The sequence below is a fragment of the Bacillus nakamurai genome, assembly GCF_001584325.1.
Taxonomy (GTDB): Bacteria; Bacillota; Bacilli; order Bacillales; family Bacillaceae; genus Bacillus; species Bacillus nakamurai.
Genome location: NZ_LSAZ01000015.1, coordinates 91605 through 110422 on the forward strand (window position 1 = coordinate 91605; position 18818 = coordinate 110422).

Here is an 18818-nt window from a genome sequence, read left to right on the forward strand (position 1 = left end):
CCGGGAAGATAAAAACGGGACGGAAGACGTCAGACGTTACGGCTGCTGAACGGGTTCTCCTTCGAGAATTTCATCCTTTTTGTACTTTAATTTGGTCGCCTCTCCCCCTCTTAAATGCCGAATGGATTTATGATAATCGAGTATTTCTTTCACTTCATTTGCCAGGTCTGGATTGATTTCAGGCAAACGCTCTGTTAAATCCTTGTGTACGGTACTTTTGGAAACACCAAACTCCTTCGCAATGACACGAACAGTTTTTTTCGTCTCCACGATATACTTTCCAATCTTGATTGTTCGCTCTTTGATGTAATCGTGCACACCACTCGACCTCCCCAGTTGGATGTGAGAAGTGTGAAATGAGATCCGTATTCTGTAAAGATTCACTGATGATGTCGCTTCTTCGTTGTCGGATTATATAAGTAGGTTTTTGAAATATGCCCACGATCCCTCACCTCAAACACTCTCTTTGATAGGTTTGTAACAGTGTATTAGCATTCAATTGGGAATATGCTAAAAACTCAATGAGGACAAGGGGTGAAACACAATTTTCTGTTTATTCAAGGGACGAAATCCATTTCTTACGATGGTCTTTACATCCCCGTTCTCCTCCTGTAGAATGAAACAATGAAATTAGTTACTTAGGTAAATTTTTTAGAAGGAGAACGGAAATGACCCACGTCAACAGACGCCTCATTCATCAAATCAATCAATGCGCCCGCCTGATTACCAAAAAAGCCAATGAACGGCTGGAGCCATTCGGCTTGTACTCTTCTCAATGGTCGATTCTATATTGCTTAAAAACGATCGGACCGATGACCCAAAAGGAGATCTGGTCCTATTTAAACGTGGAGGCGCCGACCGTTACAAGAACGATCAAACGCCTTGAAGAAAACGGCTGGATTCAGCGGGAACAAGGAGAAGACAAGCGGGAGAAGCTCGTCGTCCTGACTAAGGAAGCTGAATTAAAATACGATGGCATCAATAAAGAGATGCTGAAGTTTGAGAAAGACATGCTTGCGGATTTCCAAGACGGGGATAAGGAAGCTTTTTCTGAGTTTCTGAATGTGTTTTTAAATAAATGTTAAGAAAGGGAAGTGCTGTACTTTTGAATAAATCTGACTCGATTTGGACCAAAGATTTTATTATGGTCGTACTCGTGAATTTATTTGTATTTGTGTTCTTTTATACGTTTTTGGCCGTGCTGCCTATTTATATGATTCAGGAGCTGGGCGGCAGCGAATCACAAGGAGGGCTTTTGATCAGCCTTTTCCTATTATCCGCTATTATTACCCGGCCTTTTTCCGGGGCGATTATCGAACGGTTCGGGAAAAAGAGAATGACGATTGTGTCGCTGGCTGTGTTTGCCTTATCTTCTTTTCTGTATTTGCCGATCCACAACTTTTATCTGCTTCTCGGACTGCGCTTTTTCCAAGGCATCTGGTTCAGCATTTTAACGACGGTAACAGGGGCGATTGCCGCCGACATCATTCCCGTCAAGCGGCGCGGAGAGGGGCTCGGATATTTTGCAATGTCTATGAACCTCGCCATGGCGATCGGTCCGTTTCTCGGTTTAAGCCTTGTTAAGGTGATTTCGTTCCCCGTGTTCTTTACGATTTTTGCCGTTTTTGTTTCTTTAGGCTTGCTGATCGCTTTAATGATTAAGGTTCCGGGCAAAAATGACAGCGGAACGACTGTGTTCCGTTTCTCATTCTCCGACATGTTTGAAAAAGGCGCGTTGAAAATTGCGATTGTCGGGTTATCGATTTCTTTTTGTTATTCAAGCGTGACGTCTTATTTGTCCGTTTATGCAAAAACGATCCACCTATTGGATGTCAGCGGTTATTTCTTCGTTTGTTTCGCGGTGACGATGATGGCGGCCCGTCCTTTCACAGGGAAGCTGTTTGACAAGGTCGGACCGGGAATCGTCATCTATCCGTCGATTATCGTTTTCTCCGCAGGCCTGTGCCTGCTGTCTATGACAAACAGCGCCTTTATGCTTCTCTTATCAGGAGCTGTGATCGGTCTTGGATACGGATCGATTGTGCCGTGTATGCAGACGCTGGCGATTCAAAATTCGCCCGGCCACCGTTCAGGCTTTGCAACGGCGACTTTCTTCACCTTCTTTGACAGCGGAATTGCCGGCGGGTCTTATGTGTTCGGCCTCTTCGTCGCTTCCGCAGGATTCCATACGATTTATCTGGCAGCGGGGCTGATCGTTCTGATTGCTTTGCTGCTGTATGGCTGGAGCCAGAAAAAAAGAGCGCCGCTCGAAGCGGACGGAAACGTCTCAATTGCAGACTGACATGACAAGAAGCCGGGTGCTGCGCCCGGCTTCTTTTTATTCAGCGGCTCTGTCCCTCACCATTTCTTTCAATGCCTGCGTATAAGGCGGATGGACATACATGAGTGCCGTGCAGCTCAGAGATGACGCCAGCACACCCGCAAACCACGAAATGTCGTAAAGGCTGCTGAACGCGGGCACATACATTCTGATTAAGGAAATAAACGCGCCGAGCAAAGTTGCGGCAAACGCCCGGTAGTTGTAGCCTTTGTAATAAGTGTACCGTCCGGTTTCTGAATAGAGGTCCTCTAGCGGTGCTTCCTGCAAAGGTTTGAATGCCGAGCCACATAATGGCCGTAAATGCCCTGAGAAGCGCCGGAATGTTTGCACCGTATATTCCATACTCTGATAATCACCGGGAACGGAAGCCCGTATTTCGTGCCCGCATGCCCGTTTAAGGCAAGAGCGCCGAACAAAATGAGCGAAGCTGTCACAATAATGGCGAGAACCTGCCATAGTGAAAGGCCGATTGCAATCAGCCCGCCCACCGTCGCATAGGTCGGGATGTTATGAATGCAGCCCATCCAAATGGACGCAAAATTCACTGCTTTCCACGTCCGTTTTTCGTCATCTAATGGCAGCAAATCTTCATTGCTCAGCCGACTGTAAACCTGCTTTGGCTTCTTCATCTTCCCCCTCCTTCATGTACGAATTCCTCACGTCTCACGTGACCTAATATAACTTAAAATTCAGCGAATGGCATTGGACGTTGTCTACAATCTTTGTTTTTGAATTTGAACACATTACATATAAAAAAAGAGACAGACCATGTCCGCCTCTTTCGTAAAAATTTAAAGGTTTTATGATGCCTTTTTCAGCAATACCGAAAACCGGAATGCCATGAATAGGCTTAAGACTCCGACGATAATGAGGATTGTGCCGAGCATATGAAAATGACCTGCGGTAATTTCTTTTCCAAAAAGGATGCCCAATATGACAGATGACAAAATCGAACCTAAATAACGGCAGGTTTGAAACAAACCGGACGTTGTCCCGACCATATCAGAAGGGCTTGTTTTCAGCATAGCCGCTTGAAACGTCACGTTTCCGAAGCCGTACCCGACCCCTAATACAGACAGAATCAGCCCCTTTCCTATCATGGGCGCTTGAAGAAAAAAGAAAGTTAACAGAACAGCTCCCGCAGCTGTCAGACACGTTCCGGCGACAATCGGCTGAAGGAGCCCCTTCTTATCAATCCACTTCCCCGTCAGAGGCGATACCACAATACTCATGCCTGACATAAACAGCATAATTAAACCGCTTGTCTGAACCGACAAATGCATTTCATCCTGAAAATAACTCGGAAGTCCGAAAAAGATACAGTAAAAAAAGATATTCAGCAAAATAAACTGAATGTACACCGACGAGAGCTTTCGATGCGTTTTAAACAGCCTGACATCGATAAACGGCTTTTCCGTCTTTAACTCACGCCAGATAAACAGCCCGATAAACAAGATCCCGAATACACCCTCTATATAATGAGGTTTGGTACTGAAGGACAGCAAAAAAGACAGGAGAAGTATAATCGCGCCGGCAAACAGCAGAATGCCCGCCGTATCCAGCTCGCGGAGAATCGCTTTCATTCCGCCGGTCTTGCGTTTTTCATCTTTCGGGAACATATACATGCCGAGAAAAAAGCTGAGAATGATAAACGGCAGATTGACGAAAAAGATCGCCGGCCACCCTCCCCACACGATCAGAAAGCCGCCGAGGGTCGGGCCAAGCGCCGTCATGGCAGACGCAAAGATGGACAGAACCGCTAATGCCGATGCCTGCCGCTCCCGAATGTTTGAACGGATCAACCCGACGCCCGACGGATAAATCGCACTGCTCCCAATGGATTGAAACAGCCTCATGATCAGCAGGGTCATAAAGGTCGGCGCAAACGGCGCGCCGACTGCTGACACAGCGACAAGGAGTAATCCGAACAGAAACAGCTTTTTCCTGCCGAGCATATCCCCGAGTTTTCCGGTTACAGGCTGTGCCACCGCGCTCGCCAGGTAAAATGAAGAAATCAGCCAGGACACCGTTGTGAACGACAAGTGAAATTGATGCTGAATACTGTGCAGCGCAAGAGAAATCATGGACGAATTCAACGGGTTCAGCATCGTGCCGGAAGCCACTGCCGTCAGAAAGAGGACGCGGCTTTTTTTAGAGATCGTCATTTTGTTTGCGCGATAAATTCTTCCGTCGTCCGGTTTCTGCCGATTTTCGGGAAGATAAACTTGAGCGCCGCCTCATGCTGCTCTTCACTGAATGAAGCCATCGCGTCAGTGACGAATATTTGATGATACCCAAGCTGAAAAGCTTCTCGCGCCGTGCTTTCCACTCCAATGTTTGTCGCAATTCCGCATAATACAATCGTGTCAATTCCGCGTCTTCTAAGCTGCAAATCTAAATCCGTTCCGAAAAACGCGCCCCATTGCCGTTTTGTGACCGTATAATCATTCTCTTTCACTCCGATTTCAGGCACAAACTCCGCCCAATCCGCCGCTGGCGCCGTAAGGCTCTTCACCGGTTCATCCGTCAGCGGCTTCAGTGCGTCCGCTCCGTCATGAAACGCCACATTCACAAAACTGATGAATCCGCCTTTCTCCCGGAATACATCAATTAATTTTTTCGTATTCGGCACAACTGCGCCGCTCTTATCGATCGGCACGATGCCTTTTTGTAAATCAATAATGACTAAAGCTGTTTTTTCAAATTGAAGATTCAGTGATGTTGTCATAAAAATTCCTCCTGATGCGGTTAGTGTTTCTCACGCCGTTTATTTTACTCTTTCTCAGAAAGGATTTCTTTCGCCGCGGCTTCTGGCGGGTATTATACGGATATAAAGTCACGCTTTTTACCATTGGGCGGCCGGCATAACATATCACAAAAAATCATGTTAGAAAAACTGACATGAAAATGTTTTATCATTCTTTTTTCTCTATAATAATGAATTAATAATTGTTTTCATTCTGAATGAGACGGAGGAATAAGACATGCAAATGGGCGATACAGTATTTATGTTCTTTTGTGCTTTACTCGTTTGGCTGATGACCCCCGGGTTGGCATTATTTTATGGCGGAATGGTAAAAAGCAAAAATGTGCTCAGCACCGCGATGCACAGTTTTTCTTCTCTTGCCATCGTATCCGTCGTTTGGGTTTTGTACGGATATTCGCTTGCCTTCGCTCCCGGCAATACGCTGCTTGGCGGGGCTGAATGGGCGGGGCTGAATGGAGTCGGCTTTGAACCCGGGGCTTACAGCGACACGATCCCGCACTCTTTGTTCATGATGTTCCAAATGACGTTTGCAGTGCTTACGACAGCGATTATTTCAGGTGCATTTGCTGAGCGCATGAGATTCGGTGCTTTTCTTGTATTCTCCTTTTTATGGGCCTCACTTGTGTATACACCTGTTGCGCACTGGGTCTGGGGCGGCGGCTGGATCGGCGAAATGGGCGCGCTTGATTTTGCGGGCGGAAACGTCGTTCACATTTCTTCCGGAGTGGCGGGGCTTGTGCTGGCGATTGTGATCGGAAGACGCAAGGACGGTATGGCGGCTTCTCCCCACAACTTAATTTACACCTTCTTAGGCGGGGCTCTCATCTGGTTCGGCTGGTTCGGATTCAACGTCGGCAGTGCTTTGACACTTGACAGCGTGGCTATGTTTGCCTTCATTAATACAAACACCGCCGCTGCGGCCGGAATTATCGGCTGGATTTTCATCGAATGGATTCTGAACAAAAAACCGACAATGCTGGGCGCAGTATCAGGAGCTATCGCGGGGCTTGTCGCGATTACACCGGGTACGGGATTCGTCACACCGTTTGCCTCTATCGTGATCGGTTTTATCGGCGGGCTCGTCTGCTTCTGGGGCGTCTTTTGGCTCAAGAAAACATTCGGTTATGACGATGCGCTGGACGCTTTCGGTCTGCACGGCATCGGCGGAACATGGGGCGGCATTGCGACCGGTTTGTTTGCCACCACATCCGTCAATGACGCGGGGGTAAACGGGCTGTTTTACGGTGATCCGAGCTTGCTTTGGAAACAAATTGCAGCGATTGCGGCGACTTATGTATTTGTATTTATTGTCACTTTCGTTATCATTAAAATTGTAGGTCTTTTCATTCCCCTCCGTGCCAGTGAAGAAGAAGAGTCACTTGGACTTGATTTAACCATGCACGGGGAAAAAGCATATCAAGACTTATAAAGTGAGGAGTGACTTAGATGAGCGGTCAAATGTTTAAAGTAGAAATCGTTACGCGTCCGGCAAAGTTTGAGACACTGAAGCAGGAACTGGGTAAAATCGGAGTCACATCGCTGACTTTCTCCAACGTACACGGCTGCGGCCTTCAAAAAGCGCACACTGAGCTGTACCGCGGGGTCAAAATCGAAAGCAATGTATATGAGCGTCTGAAAGTGGAAATCGTCGTCAGCAAGGTACCCGTCGATCAAGTGATAGAAACAGCGAAAAAAGTACTCAAAACGGGACAACCCGGTGACGGCAAAATATTCGTTTACGAAATTGGAAACACGATTAATATCCGCACCGGAGAAGAAGGCCCCCAAGCTTTATAACGATACACAACGCCCGAAGATGGAATATCCCGGGCGTCTTTTTACGGGCTTTATCAGAACGAAGAAACCTTTTTTTCATGAGAAACCGGGCGCTTGTGCCGTACGGTTTGTTTTTTTGCATATGTACTGATATTGACCAGTATTCCGCACAAAAACAGCGTCATAATTAATGAGGAACCGCCGTAGCTGATAAACGGCAGCGGTACGCCCGTTACCGGGAGAAGCCCGCTCATCGCTCCCAGGTTCAATACAACTTGAAACATTAATTGAAACGTGATGCCGATGGCAAGAAGCTTACCGAACGGATCCGCCGCCCGGACGGCCGTTTTCACGCCAAGAAGCATAAACGCAAAGTATAAACCGAGGACGATCAGCACACCGAATATGCCCAGCTCCTCAGAAATAACGGCCATAATAAAGTCAGTATGCGCCTCAGGCAGAAAATTCATTTTCTCCACGCTGTTCCCAAGCCCTCTTCCGAAAAACCCTCCGCCGGAAATGGCGAAATAGGATTGGATCAATTGGTAGCCGTCTCCATTCGGATCAGCGAACGGATTTGTAAAGGAAACGAGACGCTTCACACGGTACGAAGCCGAAAATGCGAGATACACGACGCCCGACACCGCCGTGGCGCCGAGCACGAGCAGATGGCGTTTTTTCAGTCCGGCACACAATAAAATAGCCCCGCAAGCCGCCAATATTAAAGAAGCCGTCCCTAAATCAGGCTCTGCCAATGTCAGCAGAAAAGCTGTCCCTAAAATCAGTAAAGGCGGCAAAACCCCTTTAACAAATTGATGGATATACGGCTGCTTTTTCGTATAAATCGCAGCGAAATAGAGAATCATGGCGATCTTAGCCAATTCAGAAGGCTGAACGACAAGCGAGCCCGCGCCTAACCACCTGCGTGAAAAATTCCGCTCCAGTCCGATCCCCGGTATTAATACGAGCAGCAATAGAAGCAGCGACCCGACCACAAACAGAGGCACGAGCCGCGCATATTTCTTATAAGGCAGGCAGGCGGCGAAAACAAATAAACATAATCCGATCAGTAATGAGGTTCTTTGTTTATGGTAAAAATAGGTTGGGTCCCCGTATCGCTGAGACCCGATGACATCACTGGCGCTGTACACCATAACCAAGCCGAATCCGCAAAGCAGCAGTATCATGAACACCAGCAGCAGATCGGCGTTTTTCAAACGTTTCAGCAACGGACAAAACTCCTTCGGCTATTCTTTTCCCGCATACTTGACGCATAGTAATACAGACTCGTTTCATTATGTTTACTTTTTTATGATTATTTTTAATACCAATTGTGTCTCATAGAAAAAAGCATTACACTGTTTATATAAAATAATGATAAAAGGTGATATCTGTGAATTATGAACTATTTAAAGCAATCCATGGTTTGTCCCATCATAGTGCCATTCTCGACTCGATTATGGTATTTATTACGGAATATTCGATTTACGCCTACGCCCTCTTCCTGCTGGCCATGTGGCTGTTCGGAAGCACAAAAGGCCGGCAAAACGCCTTATATGCAGGCTTTACGGGCGTTGCGGCACTTATTGTCAACTATATTATTTCAAAAATCTATTACGAGCCGCGCCCCTTCGTCGAGCATACGGTTCATACACTGATTCCCCATGCCGCAGACGCTTCATTTCCGAGTGACCATACGACAGGCGCATTGGCCATCTCAATTGCGATTTTGTTCCGAAACAAAAAGCTCGGCTGGCCGCTTGTCATTTTCGGCCTTTTGACCGGCTTCTCAAGAATTTGGGTCGGCCACCATTATCCGATTGATGTGCTCGGAAGCATCATTGTGGCAATCATTGTCGGGTTCCTGCTGTACAGATTTTCAAATGTGCTTCGCCCTCTTGTCGATCTTATCGTGCGAATCTACGAAAGTATCGTTCATAAAAGCAAATCAACAAACCATAACGTATAAACGAAAGCCGGTGTCTGCCATAGACTACCGGCTTTCATATTTATCAGAGGCAGAATGCTTTCTTCTTTTTGCAGCCGCATACAGGAAATAGAACGCGGCAATGCCGATGCTGTCGATCAGCACATCGCGCAAGGCTCCATTTCTGCCGAAATACAGCTGGACGATTTCTGTCAGAAAGGCAAAGGCCAGCGCACCGAGCACCGCCCTCTTCACATGCCTCCGCTGTCTGAAAAACAAATAGGCCAGCACAAAAAATGAAAAAGCGTGCCCGAGCTTTTGAACCGCGGCTTCGGGTATGGCGAGCTCGGCCAGATCAACGGAAAAGAAGCCGGCTGCATCCGGGTGCGGTGTAAAGCGGAATGCCACCGTCTGCGACACTGCCATATCGTGAAAGCTTTCAGTTAATGTTGAGATTAAAAGAAAGATCAGCCACCCCGCCAGCAAACATTTATTCATTCAGCATCTCCTTTTCCTGTCAATTGGTTTCTATTCGTATAAAGGCACTTATAAGTGATGAAAAGCGCCTATCTGAGCTGATAGGCGCTTTCGCATGAAGATTGGCTCGATTATTTCGATGACCCGTCTTCTTTTAGATCTGTTTTGTCTTTTGAGCCATCCTGTTTCTCACCGGATTTTTCTTCAGTTTCTTTTTTAGGCGTAACGTCTTTTTTCTCAGAAGACTGCTGAATGGAACCTTCTGTTTCTTCTGTAACAGCGTTTTTCTCTTCAGCCGCGGCTTTTTCAATTGATGTGACCGGTTTGTCCATAAAATTCAGCGGGTTCATAGCCAAGCCGTCTTTACGGATTTCAAAGTGCACGTGATTGCCGCTTTCTTCACTGTAAAGGTTTTTGCCTGATTTTCCAATGACTTGATTTTGCTTGACCTTGTCGCCTTGTTCGACACCGACTTCAGAAAGAGATTGATATACGGTGGACAGGCCGTCTGAATGTTCAATTTCAACCACATATCCAAGCACCGGATCTTTAGCAGCTTTGACAACCGTACCGCTCAGAGAAGCGGAAACATCAAATGCTTTCCCGTCTTTCTCAGCTAAGTCAATTCCTTTACTTAGGCTGTACGTGTTATTATAGTTAACGAGTGCTGCTTCTTTTTCTTCTTTTGCGGCATCAGTTTCATAAAACTTTTTCACAACAGAAACATTTTCAGAATGAGCAGCCGGCATTGCGACATTTTCCATTGGCTTGCCTACTTCGACGGCATCGTCTTTGCCGCTGTCATACGCGGAGTTTCCGCCGTTGTTCGTCAGATTGTCCTTTACATCGTTTGAAACGGATTGATACCAAAGGACAGCTGTTAAAATGACGGCCGCACTGACTAAGTAAATTGCAGGGAATATCCAGCGTTTGCGAAAGAACCGCTGAAGTTTTTTGACTTGAGAAGTTTTCTTTTCTTCCTCTCTCATTGTTTCATCACCTCAGCAACATTCTGAACACTTTTCTGAAAATATATACACATCTTAAAAAAACTTTTTGGAAATAGTATGTGCAGATATTTTTTTATTATGTAAAAGAATTTGAAGGGAGAGCTTGAATAAAATGAATTTGACCCTGCGCAGGGCCGTAATGGAAGATTTAGATGCGGTTGTGGCCATATACAACTCGACGATTGCCTCACGAATGGTAACAGCTGATACCGAAGAAGTAACGGCTGAAGACCGGATGGATTGGTTTTTGCAGCACACAGACCAGCGCCCCCTGTTAGTCGCTGAAGATGAGAACGGCAGCATGGCAGCATGGATCAGCTTTGAAACATTTTACGGCCGTCCCGCCTACGAGAAAACCGCTGAAATCAGCATCTATCTCCATGAGAATTGCCGGGGCAAAGGCGCCGGAAGCTTTCTTCTGCAAGAAGCGCTCCGCATCGCTCCTGAAATCGGCATTCGGAATGTCATGGCATTTATTTTCGGGCATAATGTACCGAGCATCAAGCTGTTTGAAAAATTCGGCTTTACCCAATGGGGCGTACTCCCGGGCATTGCCGAAATGGACGGAAAGCGATATGATTTGAACATTTTAGGGAGAGTGCTGTCATGATCAGTATCGATAAAGAGAAAGAAGAAGGCAAGCAGCAGAACAAAAAGGCCCGTTCCCTTGCCGACATTGCGAAATGGGGAAAGATTACCGGTGTGCTGCTTATTATTGCAGGCTCCCTTTCCGCTTTAACAGCTTTAATCACCGTACTCGGCGCCATCCCCGGTGTGCTGCTCATCATTTCCGGCGTGATGCTGCTGCGCTCGGCGAAAGCGGCTGCCAGTCTTCAGAACGGCCTCGAGGAGGATGCTGAAGAAAACATGCTTGACAATTACGCTTCATTTATCAAAATGCAGTTTTTTTACGCAGCGGCGAGCATTGCCGCGGGGATTATCGGTTTTATTTTAATGATCATTGTCTTCGTCATTATCGGTATTTCCGCTTATTACAGCACCGATGCCAATGATTCGCCGGATTCTTATTATTACGAGAACAACCCGTTGTTTGAATAAAAAAAGAGCTGATCCCGCATCAGCTCTTTTTTAATACAGCATTTCCTTTTTCCGGTCTTCTTCCGTTAAAAACTCAATAAAGCTCTTCATTGCAGACGGCTCCTCGGCGATTAATCGGGTATACGCGTTTTTCCGCTCTTCAGACAAAATGTCGCTCTTCTTTATCCTGTTCAGCATGTAGAGCCGGATCGTTTTCTGTATCTGTTTATGCTGATAGCCGGCTTCTTTAAAAAACGCCAGCCCCAATGCCGCCAAGAATGCAAAAATGCCTGCCGATATGAAAGCTCCTCTGCCCGCAGGGGCCAGAAACAGCACCGACGCCAAATGAAATAGAGAAAAGGCGGCGAGCGGGAATGCGAGGAAACGGTAAATGATGCTTTTTTTCATCAGAGGCGCTATGACGGTTTGCATCTTTTGAATTTCTTTTTTGATAAAACCCGGCAACTGTTCTGCGTGCTCAAGCTTCATACCCTCTCCCCCTTGCTGTCATATGTCTTCTTTTTCATATATGCTTATTTTAACGCAGCTGGAACTTCCTTTGAAAGAAAACTGCACTGATCTTTGTCTTCGCCTCTTTATTCTTTCAAAATGCCAATGTTATAATTTGAAATGGGAATCAGATTGCTGCACTTGTCGGAATACTAATGGGCACAGTCTTGATAAATATGATATAGCGGGGTTGCAAAGTGAGCATTTCATTTATTCTTTTCGGATTTTTTTTCGTTTTAAATATACTTTTGGGCGTGATCATGATCTTTAAAGAAAGACGCGATGCCAGTGCTTCATGGGCTTGGCTGCTTGTACTTTTTTTTATTCCCATATTAGGCTTTATTTTATACCTGTTATTCGGCCATAATCTCAGACGCAAGCACCTGTTTCAGTGGGAGGACCGCAAAAAGATCGGGATTGAAAAGCTGCTCAAATTCCAGCTCAAAGATCTGAAGTCGAGGCAGTTTCAATTTAACAACCGGGCGACTGTGGATAATCAGGATCTCATCTATATGCTTGTCATGAACAACCACGCCGTATTTACAGAGGACAATTCAGTAGAGATTTTAACCGACGGGCGCGATAAGTTTAAACGCCTAATGAAGGACATTTCCAACGCCAAAGATCACATTCACCTCCAATATTATATTTACAAAGGTGATGAATTAGGAAAAAAAGTGCGCGATGCCTTAGTGAAGAAAGCAAAGGAAGGCGTAAAGGTCAGAGTTTTATATGATGAACTCGGTTCAAGATCACTCAGAAAAAAGTTTTTCAAACCGCTGCAGGACGCGGGCGGCCATGTGGAAGTCTTCTTTCCTTCCAGGCTCCGGCCGATTAATTTACGGCTTAATTACCGCAATCACCGCAAGCTTGTCATTATCGACGGTGAAACAGGTTATGTCGGCGGCTTTAACGTCGGAGATGAATATCTCGGACTGAACCCGAAATTCGGCTATTGGCGTGATACGCATCTCAGGATACAAGGCACGGCAGTTCATGCGACCCAGACACGGTTTATCCTCGACTGGAACCAGGCCTCCCATCACCATACGCTCACATACGTACCGAATCATTTTCCGGAAAGCGAGCCGAAAGGCAACGTGGGAATGCAGATTGTCACAAGCGGGCCGGATTCAGAGTGGGAACAGATTAAAAACGGCTATATTAAGATGATTTCAACAGCCAAACGGTCGATTCTGATTCAAACGCCTTACTTTATACCCGATTCAAGTCTTTTGGACGCTCTCAGAATCGCTTGCCTGTCCGGCATCGACGTGAAGATTATGATTCCGAATAAGCCGGATCACGCGTTCGTTTACTGGGCGACCTTGTCTTATATCGGAGATCTGTTAAAAGCCGGGGCTTCGGTCTATATTTACGATAACGGCTTTATTCACGCGAAGACGATTGTCGTCGATGATGAAACGGCTTCGGTCGGGACGGCCAATATCGACGTCAGAAGCTTCAGGCTGAACTTTGAGGTCAATGCCTTTATTTACGATGTCACCATCGCGAAAAAGCTCATCTCCTCATTTAAAGAGGATTTGCTCGTCTCAAGAAAATACACATATGAAGAGTATCAGGAGCGCTCGTTATGGATCCGCATCAAAGAATCGATTTCAAGGCTTTTGTCTCCGATTTTGTAATTCCCGGGGTTACGCCCGGGAATTTTCATTTTCGCAATATACGATAATCGCTTCTCGCAAAAAGGCTGCGAGCCCTTTTCCGTATCGGTCAATGTTCTCCGTAAATCGCTGATCGGCCGTATATAAATCGCCTAATCCCCTGAAGATGTCAGGCTTGCATTCATAAAAATAGGTGCTGATGTGGTTTCTGAAATCGTCGATTGCCTCTTGTACTTCGGCGTCGCCCGGCCCTTTTTCCATATTCTTTGCGATGCGTTCATAAATGGCGCCCCATTCTGACATCACGGTGCTCCAATCTTCTTTTGTATAGGCGGCCGTTTTTTTCTCCGTTTGGTCTGTCATATCTTTTCCGTACAGCGCTCTCGCTTCGTCTGCATATTTCGTTTGGTGCTCTTTAATTTCTTTCATGCTGAGTCCTGCAAATAACTCCCGTTCCTTCATTTCCGCTCCTCCTTCTATGGAAGCGATGGTTTTATCCACCGTTTCAATCATTCGGTCAATTCTCTGCCTTTTATTCAGCAGAATGTCTTTTTGGCTTTCGAGCGTGGCCTTCCAAAGCCGGATGATCCAGCATATTTTTAATATCCTCAGCCGGAAGCCGATTTCTTTAAAAAATAATATGTGCTGCAGCCGCTCAAGACACGCATCACTATACAGGCGGTATCCCGCTTCAGACACTTCTTTCGGCGCAAGCAGCCCGATAAGATCATAGTGGTGGAGCGCCCTCACGCTGACTCCCGACATATCGGCCACTTGTTTGACTTGATACAGCATGTCATCACCTCCATAATGGAATCGTAAACGATAACGTTACGTCAGAGTCAATCATAAAAACACATTTTTATATTCAAAAGACTGCCCGAATAGTGTATAAATGAAAAGTAAGTATTTTTTTGTAAAGGAGTGCCGTGTTTTGAAACCAGAATCTGTTAACCGTTCGCTTGTCACCATCTCTAAATGGGGGAAAGCAGCAGGCATTTTATTTATTATAATGGGCGCTTTTGCGGCACTTTCAGGAGCATTTTTCTTCCTAATCGGAGCAATTCCCGGTGTTTTGCAGATTATTGCCGGAATTTTTCTTATGCGGTCAGCAAAAGAAGCGGGGCAAATGGCAGAACAATTCAATGAGCTGTCAGAGGAAAATATGCTGGATTATTACGCAAAGTTCGTGAAGATGCAGGGGATTTACCTCATTGTCAGCATCGGTATTTCAGTTATCGCCGTTATTCTTGTCATCATTTTCATGATGCTCGGCATCGCTGACGGCTTGTTTAATGATTTTGACACAAATACATATTAAAAGAAAATCCCGGAGCTCTGCGCCCGGGATTTTTTCTTTATTCCGCTTCTCCGACTACAGTAAAGCGTTCGTTTTGATAAGACGGTTTTTCAAGTTCATCCAATACGGCGATGGCATAGTCCGCATAGCTGATATAGCTGTCTCCTTTAGAGTTGACAGTGAATGTGTCTTTGCCTTTCTTGTACGATCCCGTACGTTTTCCGTTCGGATCAAACATAGCCGCAGGGCTAAGAAATGTCCAAGAGAAGGAGTCTGTGTTTTCCAGATCCTCTAAATTTTTTGCCTGATTGACTGCGGTCGCCAAGTATTGTTTTGGAAATTCCGGCGTTTCGGCCAGACGAGTGGTTTTGGCTTCATCAACGAAGAGGCTGCCGGCTCCGCCGACGACAAACAATCTTGTATCTCTCGCTTCCTTGAAAATATTGATTAATGCTCTTCCCGCTTCCACATGAAGATGCTCCTGCCCCGCCGGAGCCCCGAACGCATTGACTACGGCATCGAATTGTTTTACATCTTCGGCGTTCAAATCGAATACGTCTTTTTCCAGAACAGTGACGTCCTGGCCATTCATTTTTGAAGCGTCTCTGACAATCGCTGTCACATCATGTCCGCGATCTTTCGCTTCCTTCAAAATAACACTTCCCGCTTTTCCGCTTGCACCGATAATTCCAATTTTCATTTCTTTTTCCTCCTTATTTGTAACCATTTTTGTTACATCTTTAGCGGCATGAAGCCATCTCTTTTTAACAAAAGAGATGATTCATTACATCATAAAGGGACTTGCTTGCCAATTCATTTTCCATTGCCCGCTGTACGCTTCCGAACGTCTCATCAAGCGCCTGCTGAATGTTTTTGCCGACCGGACAGTCCGGATTCGGATTGTCGTGAACCGCAAAAAGCTCTTCCTTTTTCTGCACCGCCCTGTATACCTCTAAGAGGGAAATCTCGGACGGATCTTTTTTCAGGCTGGCTCCGGGAACACCCGCCCGGGATGTAAGAATACCTGCTTTTTTCAGCTGGCTGATTGTTCTCCGCACAACGACGGGATTGGTGTTTACGCTGCCTGCAATCATATCCGACGAAGCCCGTTCATCCGTCGAAATCAGCGATAGGATGTGAATGGCCACAGCAAGACGGCTGTTAATCATGTTTTTCACCACCATTGTAACCATAATAGTTACATTTCGTTTTTTTGTCAACTACTAATATACACTAAAATTCGTCAAAGGATGATATCCAGTTGGCAATAGAGGTGTAAAAAGGCCGGCTGAGCCGGCCTTGGGGGGATTAAAACAAGAAATATCTTTGTCCGAGCGGAACATAGCTGACAGGCTGACATGACAGCTCTTCTCCGTCAGCGAATACCTGATATGTTTTCGGATCAACTTCTATGTTCGGCATCGCGGCGTTCAGCTTCATATCGAACTTGCTCAGCTTGCGGATATGCTGCACCGGAGAAATCGTTTTTTCCAGCCCCAGTTTGCCCGGTACGCCGTTTTCAATGCTTGCCTTGGACATAAAAGTAATGGATGTATTGCGGTTCGCTTTTCCGTAAGATGCGTACATCTGACGCATAAATACAGGTTCAGGCGTCGGAATCGAAGCGTTCGGATCTCCCATCTGGGCGCGGGCAATCATACCGCCTTTGAGTACAAGCTCAGGCTTGACGCCGAAGAAAACCGGGTCCCACAACACAAGATCGGCAAGCTTGCCTGTTTCCACTGAGCCGACTTCATGGCTCAAGCCGTGGGTGATAGCCGGATTGATCGTGTATTTCGCGACATAGCGTTTGGCCCGCACATTGTCATTGCCGTTTTCCCCGGCAAGGGCGCCGCGCTGCCTTTTCATTTTATCGGCAACCTGCCATGTCCGGATAATCACTTCCCCGACCCGGCCCATCGCCTGGGAATCAGATGATGTCATGCTGATCGCACCGATATCGTGAAGGATATCCTCTGCCGCAATTGTGGCCGCCCTGATGCGTGAATGGCTGAATGCCACGTCCTCAGGCACATTGGAATCTAAATGATGACAGACCATCATCATATCAAGGTGCTCGTCCATCGTGTTGACGGTATACGGAATCGTCGGCGTAGTAGAGGACGGCAAAATATTGGCGTAGGACGCGAGCTTCATAATATCCGGTGCATGGCCTCCGCCGGCCCCTTCTATGTGATATGTATGGATAACCCGGTCGCCGATTGCTTCAAGCGTATTTTCTAAGAAACCCGCTTCGTTGATCGTGTCTGTGTGGATGGCAACCTGAATATCCGCATCGTCCGCAACTGCCATACAGGTTTTAATGGCGCTTGGCGTAGTTCCCCAATCTTCATGGAGCTTCAGGCCGATGGCGCCCGCTTCCACCTGCTCAATGAGAGGCGCTTTGTCAGAAGCATTTCCTTTTCCTAAAAACCCGACATTGATCGGGAATTGCTCGGCTGCCTCAAGCATCCTTGACATATACCATGCACCTGATGTGCAGGTTGTCGCTTTACTGCCGGTCGCAGGTCCGGTTCCCCCGCCGAGAAGCGTTGTCACTCCTGAAGAAAGGGCGACTTCCATCTGCTGAGGGCAAATAAAATGGATATGGGTATCCACGCCGCCGGCCGTTACAATTTTTCCTTCGCCGGAAATGACCTCTGTGCCGGCACCGATGACCATATGCGGGTCAACGCCATCCATGATATCGGGGTTGCCGCTTTTTCCGACGCCGACTATACGGCCGTCCTTCACGCCGATATCCGCTTTCACGATGCCGGTGTAGTCCAGAATGACAACGTTTGTGATGACCAGGTCAAGCGCTCCGTCTTTTGCCGTCATGGACCCGTTTTGCCCCATGCCGTCCCGAATCGTCTTTCCTCCGCCGAAGATCATTTCCTCTCCGTAGACGGTAAAATCTTTCTCGACTTCAATCCATAAATCGGTGTCTCCGAGTCTGACTTTATCTCCTGTTGTCGGCCCGAACAGCTCTGCGTATTGCTCACGTGTCATCTTCATCGGATCGCCCCCTCCATCCAGCCGGCTTTCATAAGGTTTGATAAGGTTTTTTCTTTTCCCCGTTCATCCATATAGGTGTCGGCCATGCCGTTTAACCCTTTGATCGTTTTTCTTCCTCCGATTTCAACGAGCGTAACGATTTTCTCCTCACCCGGTTCAAAACGGACAGACGTGCCTGAAGGAATATCCAGACGCATGCCGATCGCTGTATCCCGTTTGAAGGATAGGGCGCCGTTGGCTTCGGCAAAATGAAAATGCGAACCGACTTGAACCGACCGCGTTCCCTTATTGGTAACAGTCACTTCCTTTGTTCTTCTGCCTTCGTTAATAGCAATTGTCCCATTTGCGACTTGGATAGCTCCCGGCTTCATGACTTCACCCCCGCTGTGATCGGCTGATGAACGGTTACAAGTTTGACTCCGTCAGGAAACGTCGCTTCCACCTGGATACTGTCCAGCATTTCCGGCACGCCTTCCATGACGTCCTGATCCGTTAATACATGGCGGCCGGACTCCATCAGCTCGGCGACGCTTTTTCCATCCCGCGCACCTTCCATCAGATAACAGGTCAAATAAGCGGCCGCTTCAGGGTAATTGAGCAAAACGCCGCGCTCTTTTCGCTGTTTAGCCAGCTCTCCCGCTGCAAAAACGAGCAATTTTTCTTGTTCAACCGGTGTTAATTTCATCTGTACTCCCCCTTAGTGATAGTCAAACACAATCATCATGGTCATACCGAAATGCAGGCGGGTACCACCCCCTTCACCTCATGAAATGTTAAGTGATGAAAGAAATTCGACGGCCGACAGCCGAATTCCTTTTACAGAAAATTGAGATATCTGATTTTTTTCTTTTGAACAAACGTTTAATCAAACAGACAGATAACCTAAAAATGTGAAAGGTAACATTCTATGTGAATATTATAAAGAAACCGCTCAAAAATTTATAGAATATTTAAAAATTTAGTTAATATTAACCAAATATACTGGAATTTTTGTCATTTCTCATAACAAAAAGCCCAAAATGTTTTGGG

At 46.6% G+C, this 18818-nt stretch carries 22 protein-coding genes and 2 pseudogenes; 9 read left to right on the top strand and 15 right to left on the bottom strand.

All coding sequences use genetic code 11. From position 1 onward, the window contains the following. Window positions 1–36: 36 nt before the first annotated feature. Window positions 37–318, bottom strand: a complete 282-nt coding sequence (gene spoIIID / locus AXI59_RS09035) for a sporulation transcriptional regulator SpoIIID (protein WP_003151236.1) — start codon at window positions 316–318, stop codon at window positions 37–39. Window positions 319–668: 350 nt separating this feature from the next. On the opposite strand from spoIIID, the gene AXI59_RS09040 reads away from it, so the two are divergent. Then, entirely contained in the window at window positions 669–1085 is a 417-nt protein-coding gene (locus AXI59_RS09040; protein WP_061522569.1) for a MarR family winged helix-turn-helix transcriptional regulator, read from the top strand. Window positions 1086–1105: 20 nt separating this feature from the next. Continuing rightward, entirely contained in the window at window positions 1106–2302 is a 1197-nt protein-coding gene (locus AXI59_RS09045) for an MFS transporter (RefSeq protein ID WP_061528029.1), read from the top strand. A gap of 36 nt (window positions 2303–2338) precedes the next feature. On the opposite strand, the gene AXI59_RS20860 is transcribed toward AXI59_RS09045, so the two are convergent. From AXI59_RS20860 to AXI59_RS09065, 4 genes and pseudogenes are all read right to left on the bottom strand, one after another. Further along, on the bottom strand, window positions 2339–2683 hold the full coding sequence (locus AXI59_RS20860) for a cytosine permease (protein WP_420806842.1): 345 nt from the start codon (window positions 2681–2683) through the stop codon (window positions 2339–2341). Continuing rightward, a pseudogene (locus tag AXI59_RS20865) lies at window positions 2571–2970 on the bottom strand (cytosine permease); the annotation flags it as partial. The gene AXI59_RS20860 and the pseudogene AXI59_RS20865, both read right to left, overlap by 113 nt. 171 nt (window positions 2971–3141) lie before the next feature. Next, a complete protein-coding gene (locus AXI59_RS09060) occupies window positions 3142–4506 on the bottom strand; it encodes an MFS transporter (protein ID WP_061522568.1) in 1365 nt (454 codons plus the stop codon). Then, window positions 4503–5069: an isochorismatase family protein gene (locus tag AXI59_RS09065; protein WP_061527999.1), complete on the bottom strand. Its 567-nt coding sequence runs from the start codon at window positions 5067–5069 to the stop codon at window positions 4503–4505. The genes AXI59_RS09060 and AXI59_RS09065 overlap by 4 nt, the downstream gene beginning before the upstream one ends. Before the next feature lie 256 nt (window positions 5070–5325). On the opposite strand from AXI59_RS09065, the gene AXI59_RS09070 reads away from it, so the two are divergent. After that, window positions 5326–6537, top strand: coding sequence for an ammonium transporter (locus AXI59_RS09070; RefSeq protein ID WP_061528000.1), 1212 nt, complete (start codon window positions 5326–5328; stop codon window positions 6535–6537). Between the two features lie 17 nt (window positions 6538–6554). Beyond that, window positions 6555–6905 carry a P-II family nitrogen regulator gene (locus tag AXI59_RS09075; RefSeq protein WP_061528001.1) on the top strand — a complete coding sequence of 117 codons (351 nt, stop codon included), beginning with the start codon at window positions 6555–6557 and terminating at the stop codon, window positions 6903–6905. 53 nt (window positions 6906–6958) lie between these two features. Here the strand turns inward: AXI59_RS09075 and ftsW are convergent, their stop codons facing one another. Beyond that, on the bottom strand, window positions 6959–8113 hold the full coding sequence (gene ftsW / locus AXI59_RS09080) for a putative lipid II flippase FtsW (RefSeq protein ID WP_061522564.1): 1155 nt from the start codon (window positions 8111–8113) through the stop codon (window positions 6959–6961). 164 nt (window positions 8114–8277) lie between these two features. Here ftsW and AXI59_RS09085 point away from each other — a divergent pair, with 164 nt between their 5' ends. Further along, window positions 8278–8853: an undecaprenyl-diphosphatase gene (locus AXI59_RS09085; RefSeq protein WP_061522563.1), complete on the top strand. Its 576-nt coding sequence runs from the start codon at window positions 8278–8280 to the stop codon at window positions 8851–8853. Window positions 8854–8877: 24 nt separating this feature from the next. Here AXI59_RS09085 and AXI59_RS09090 read toward each other — a convergent pair whose 3' ends face one another. Together AXI59_RS09090 and AXI59_RS09095 are read right to left on the bottom strand one after the other, a co-directional pair. Beyond that, on the bottom strand, window positions 8878–9309 hold the full coding sequence (locus AXI59_RS09090; RefSeq protein WP_061528002.1) for a VanZ family protein: 432 nt from the start codon (window positions 9307–9309) through the stop codon (window positions 8878–8880). A 110-nt stretch (window positions 9310–9419) separates the two neighbouring features. After that, window positions 9420–10277 carry a stage II sporulation protein SpoIIQ gene (locus tag AXI59_RS09095; RefSeq protein ID WP_061522561.1) on the bottom strand — a complete coding sequence of 286 codons (858 nt, stop codon included), beginning with the start codon at window positions 10275–10277 and terminating at the stop codon, window positions 9420–9422. A 139-nt stretch (window positions 10278–10416) separates the two neighbouring features. On the opposite strand from AXI59_RS09095, the gene AXI59_RS09100 reads away from it, so the two are divergent. Further along, entirely contained in the window at window positions 10417–10908 is a 492-nt protein-coding gene (locus AXI59_RS09100) for a GNAT family N-acetyltransferase (RefSeq protein ID WP_156476252.1), read from the top strand. After that, window positions 10905–11357, top strand: a complete 453-nt coding sequence (locus tag AXI59_RS09105; RefSeq protein ID WP_061522559.1) for a DUF5362 family protein — start codon at window positions 10905–10907, stop codon at window positions 11355–11357. The genes AXI59_RS09100 and AXI59_RS09105 overlap by 4 nt, the downstream gene beginning before the upstream one ends. Window positions 11358–11387: 30 nt before the next feature. Here the strand turns inward: AXI59_RS09105 and AXI59_RS09110 are convergent, their stop codons facing one another. Then, window positions 11388–11825 (bottom strand): DUF5392 family protein, encoded by a 438-nt coding sequence (locus AXI59_RS09110; protein ID WP_061528003.1) that lies wholly within the window; start codon window positions 11823–11825, stop codon window positions 11388–11390. Window positions 11826–12043: 218 nt separating this feature from the next. Between AXI59_RS09110 and cls the strand changes: the two genes are divergently transcribed. Further along, window positions 12044–13492, top strand: coding sequence for a cardiolipin synthase (gene cls, locus AXI59_RS09115; RefSeq protein ID WP_061528004.1), 1449 nt, complete (start codon window positions 12044–12046; stop codon window positions 13490–13492). Between the two features lie 9 nt (window positions 13493–13501). Here the strand turns inward: cls and AXI59_RS09120 are convergent. Next, window positions 13502–14266 (bottom strand): annotated as a pseudogene (locus AXI59_RS09120) (MerR family transcriptional regulator). Window positions 14267–14405: 139 nt separating this feature from the next. On the opposite strand from AXI59_RS09120, the gene AXI59_RS09125 reads away from it, so the two are divergent. Then, a complete protein-coding gene (locus tag AXI59_RS09125) occupies window positions 14406–14792 on the top strand; it encodes a DUF5362 family protein (RefSeq protein WP_061528006.1) in 387 nt (128 codons plus the stop codon). 37 nt (window positions 14793–14829) lie between these two features. On the opposite strand, the gene AXI59_RS09130 is transcribed toward AXI59_RS09125, so the two are convergent. From AXI59_RS09130 to ureA, 5 genes are all read right to left on the bottom strand, one after another. Further along, window positions 14830–15471 (bottom strand): NAD(P)-dependent oxidoreductase, encoded by a 642-nt coding sequence (locus tag AXI59_RS09130; protein ID WP_061528007.1) that lies wholly within the window; start codon window positions 15469–15471, stop codon window positions 14830–14832. 64 nt (window positions 15472–15535) lie between these two features. Then, window positions 15536–15940, bottom strand: a complete 405-nt coding sequence (locus AXI59_RS09135) for an Rrf2 family transcriptional regulator (protein ID WP_061522553.1) — start codon at window positions 15938–15940, stop codon at window positions 15536–15538. A 139-nt stretch (window positions 15941–16079) separates the two neighbouring features. Further along, window positions 16080–17789 carry an urease subunit alpha gene (gene ureC / locus AXI59_RS09140; protein ID WP_061522552.1) on the bottom strand — a complete coding sequence of 570 codons (1710 nt, stop codon included), beginning with the start codon at window positions 17787–17789 and terminating at the stop codon, window positions 16080–16082. Continuing rightward, entirely contained in the window at window positions 17786–18160 is a 375-nt protein-coding gene (gene ureB / locus AXI59_RS09145; RefSeq protein WP_061522551.1) for an urease subunit beta, read from the bottom strand. The genes ureC and ureB overlap by 4 nt, the downstream gene beginning before the upstream one ends. Continuing rightward, the gene (gene ureA / locus AXI59_RS09150; RefSeq protein ID WP_061528008.1) at window positions 18157–18474 is read right to left on the bottom strand and encodes an urease subunit gamma; all 318 of its coding nucleotides are present in this window, start codon (window positions 18472–18474) and stop codon (window positions 18157–18159) included. Before ureA ends, ureB begins: the two co-directional genes overlap by 4 nt. Window positions 18475–18818 lie beyond the last annotated feature (344 nt).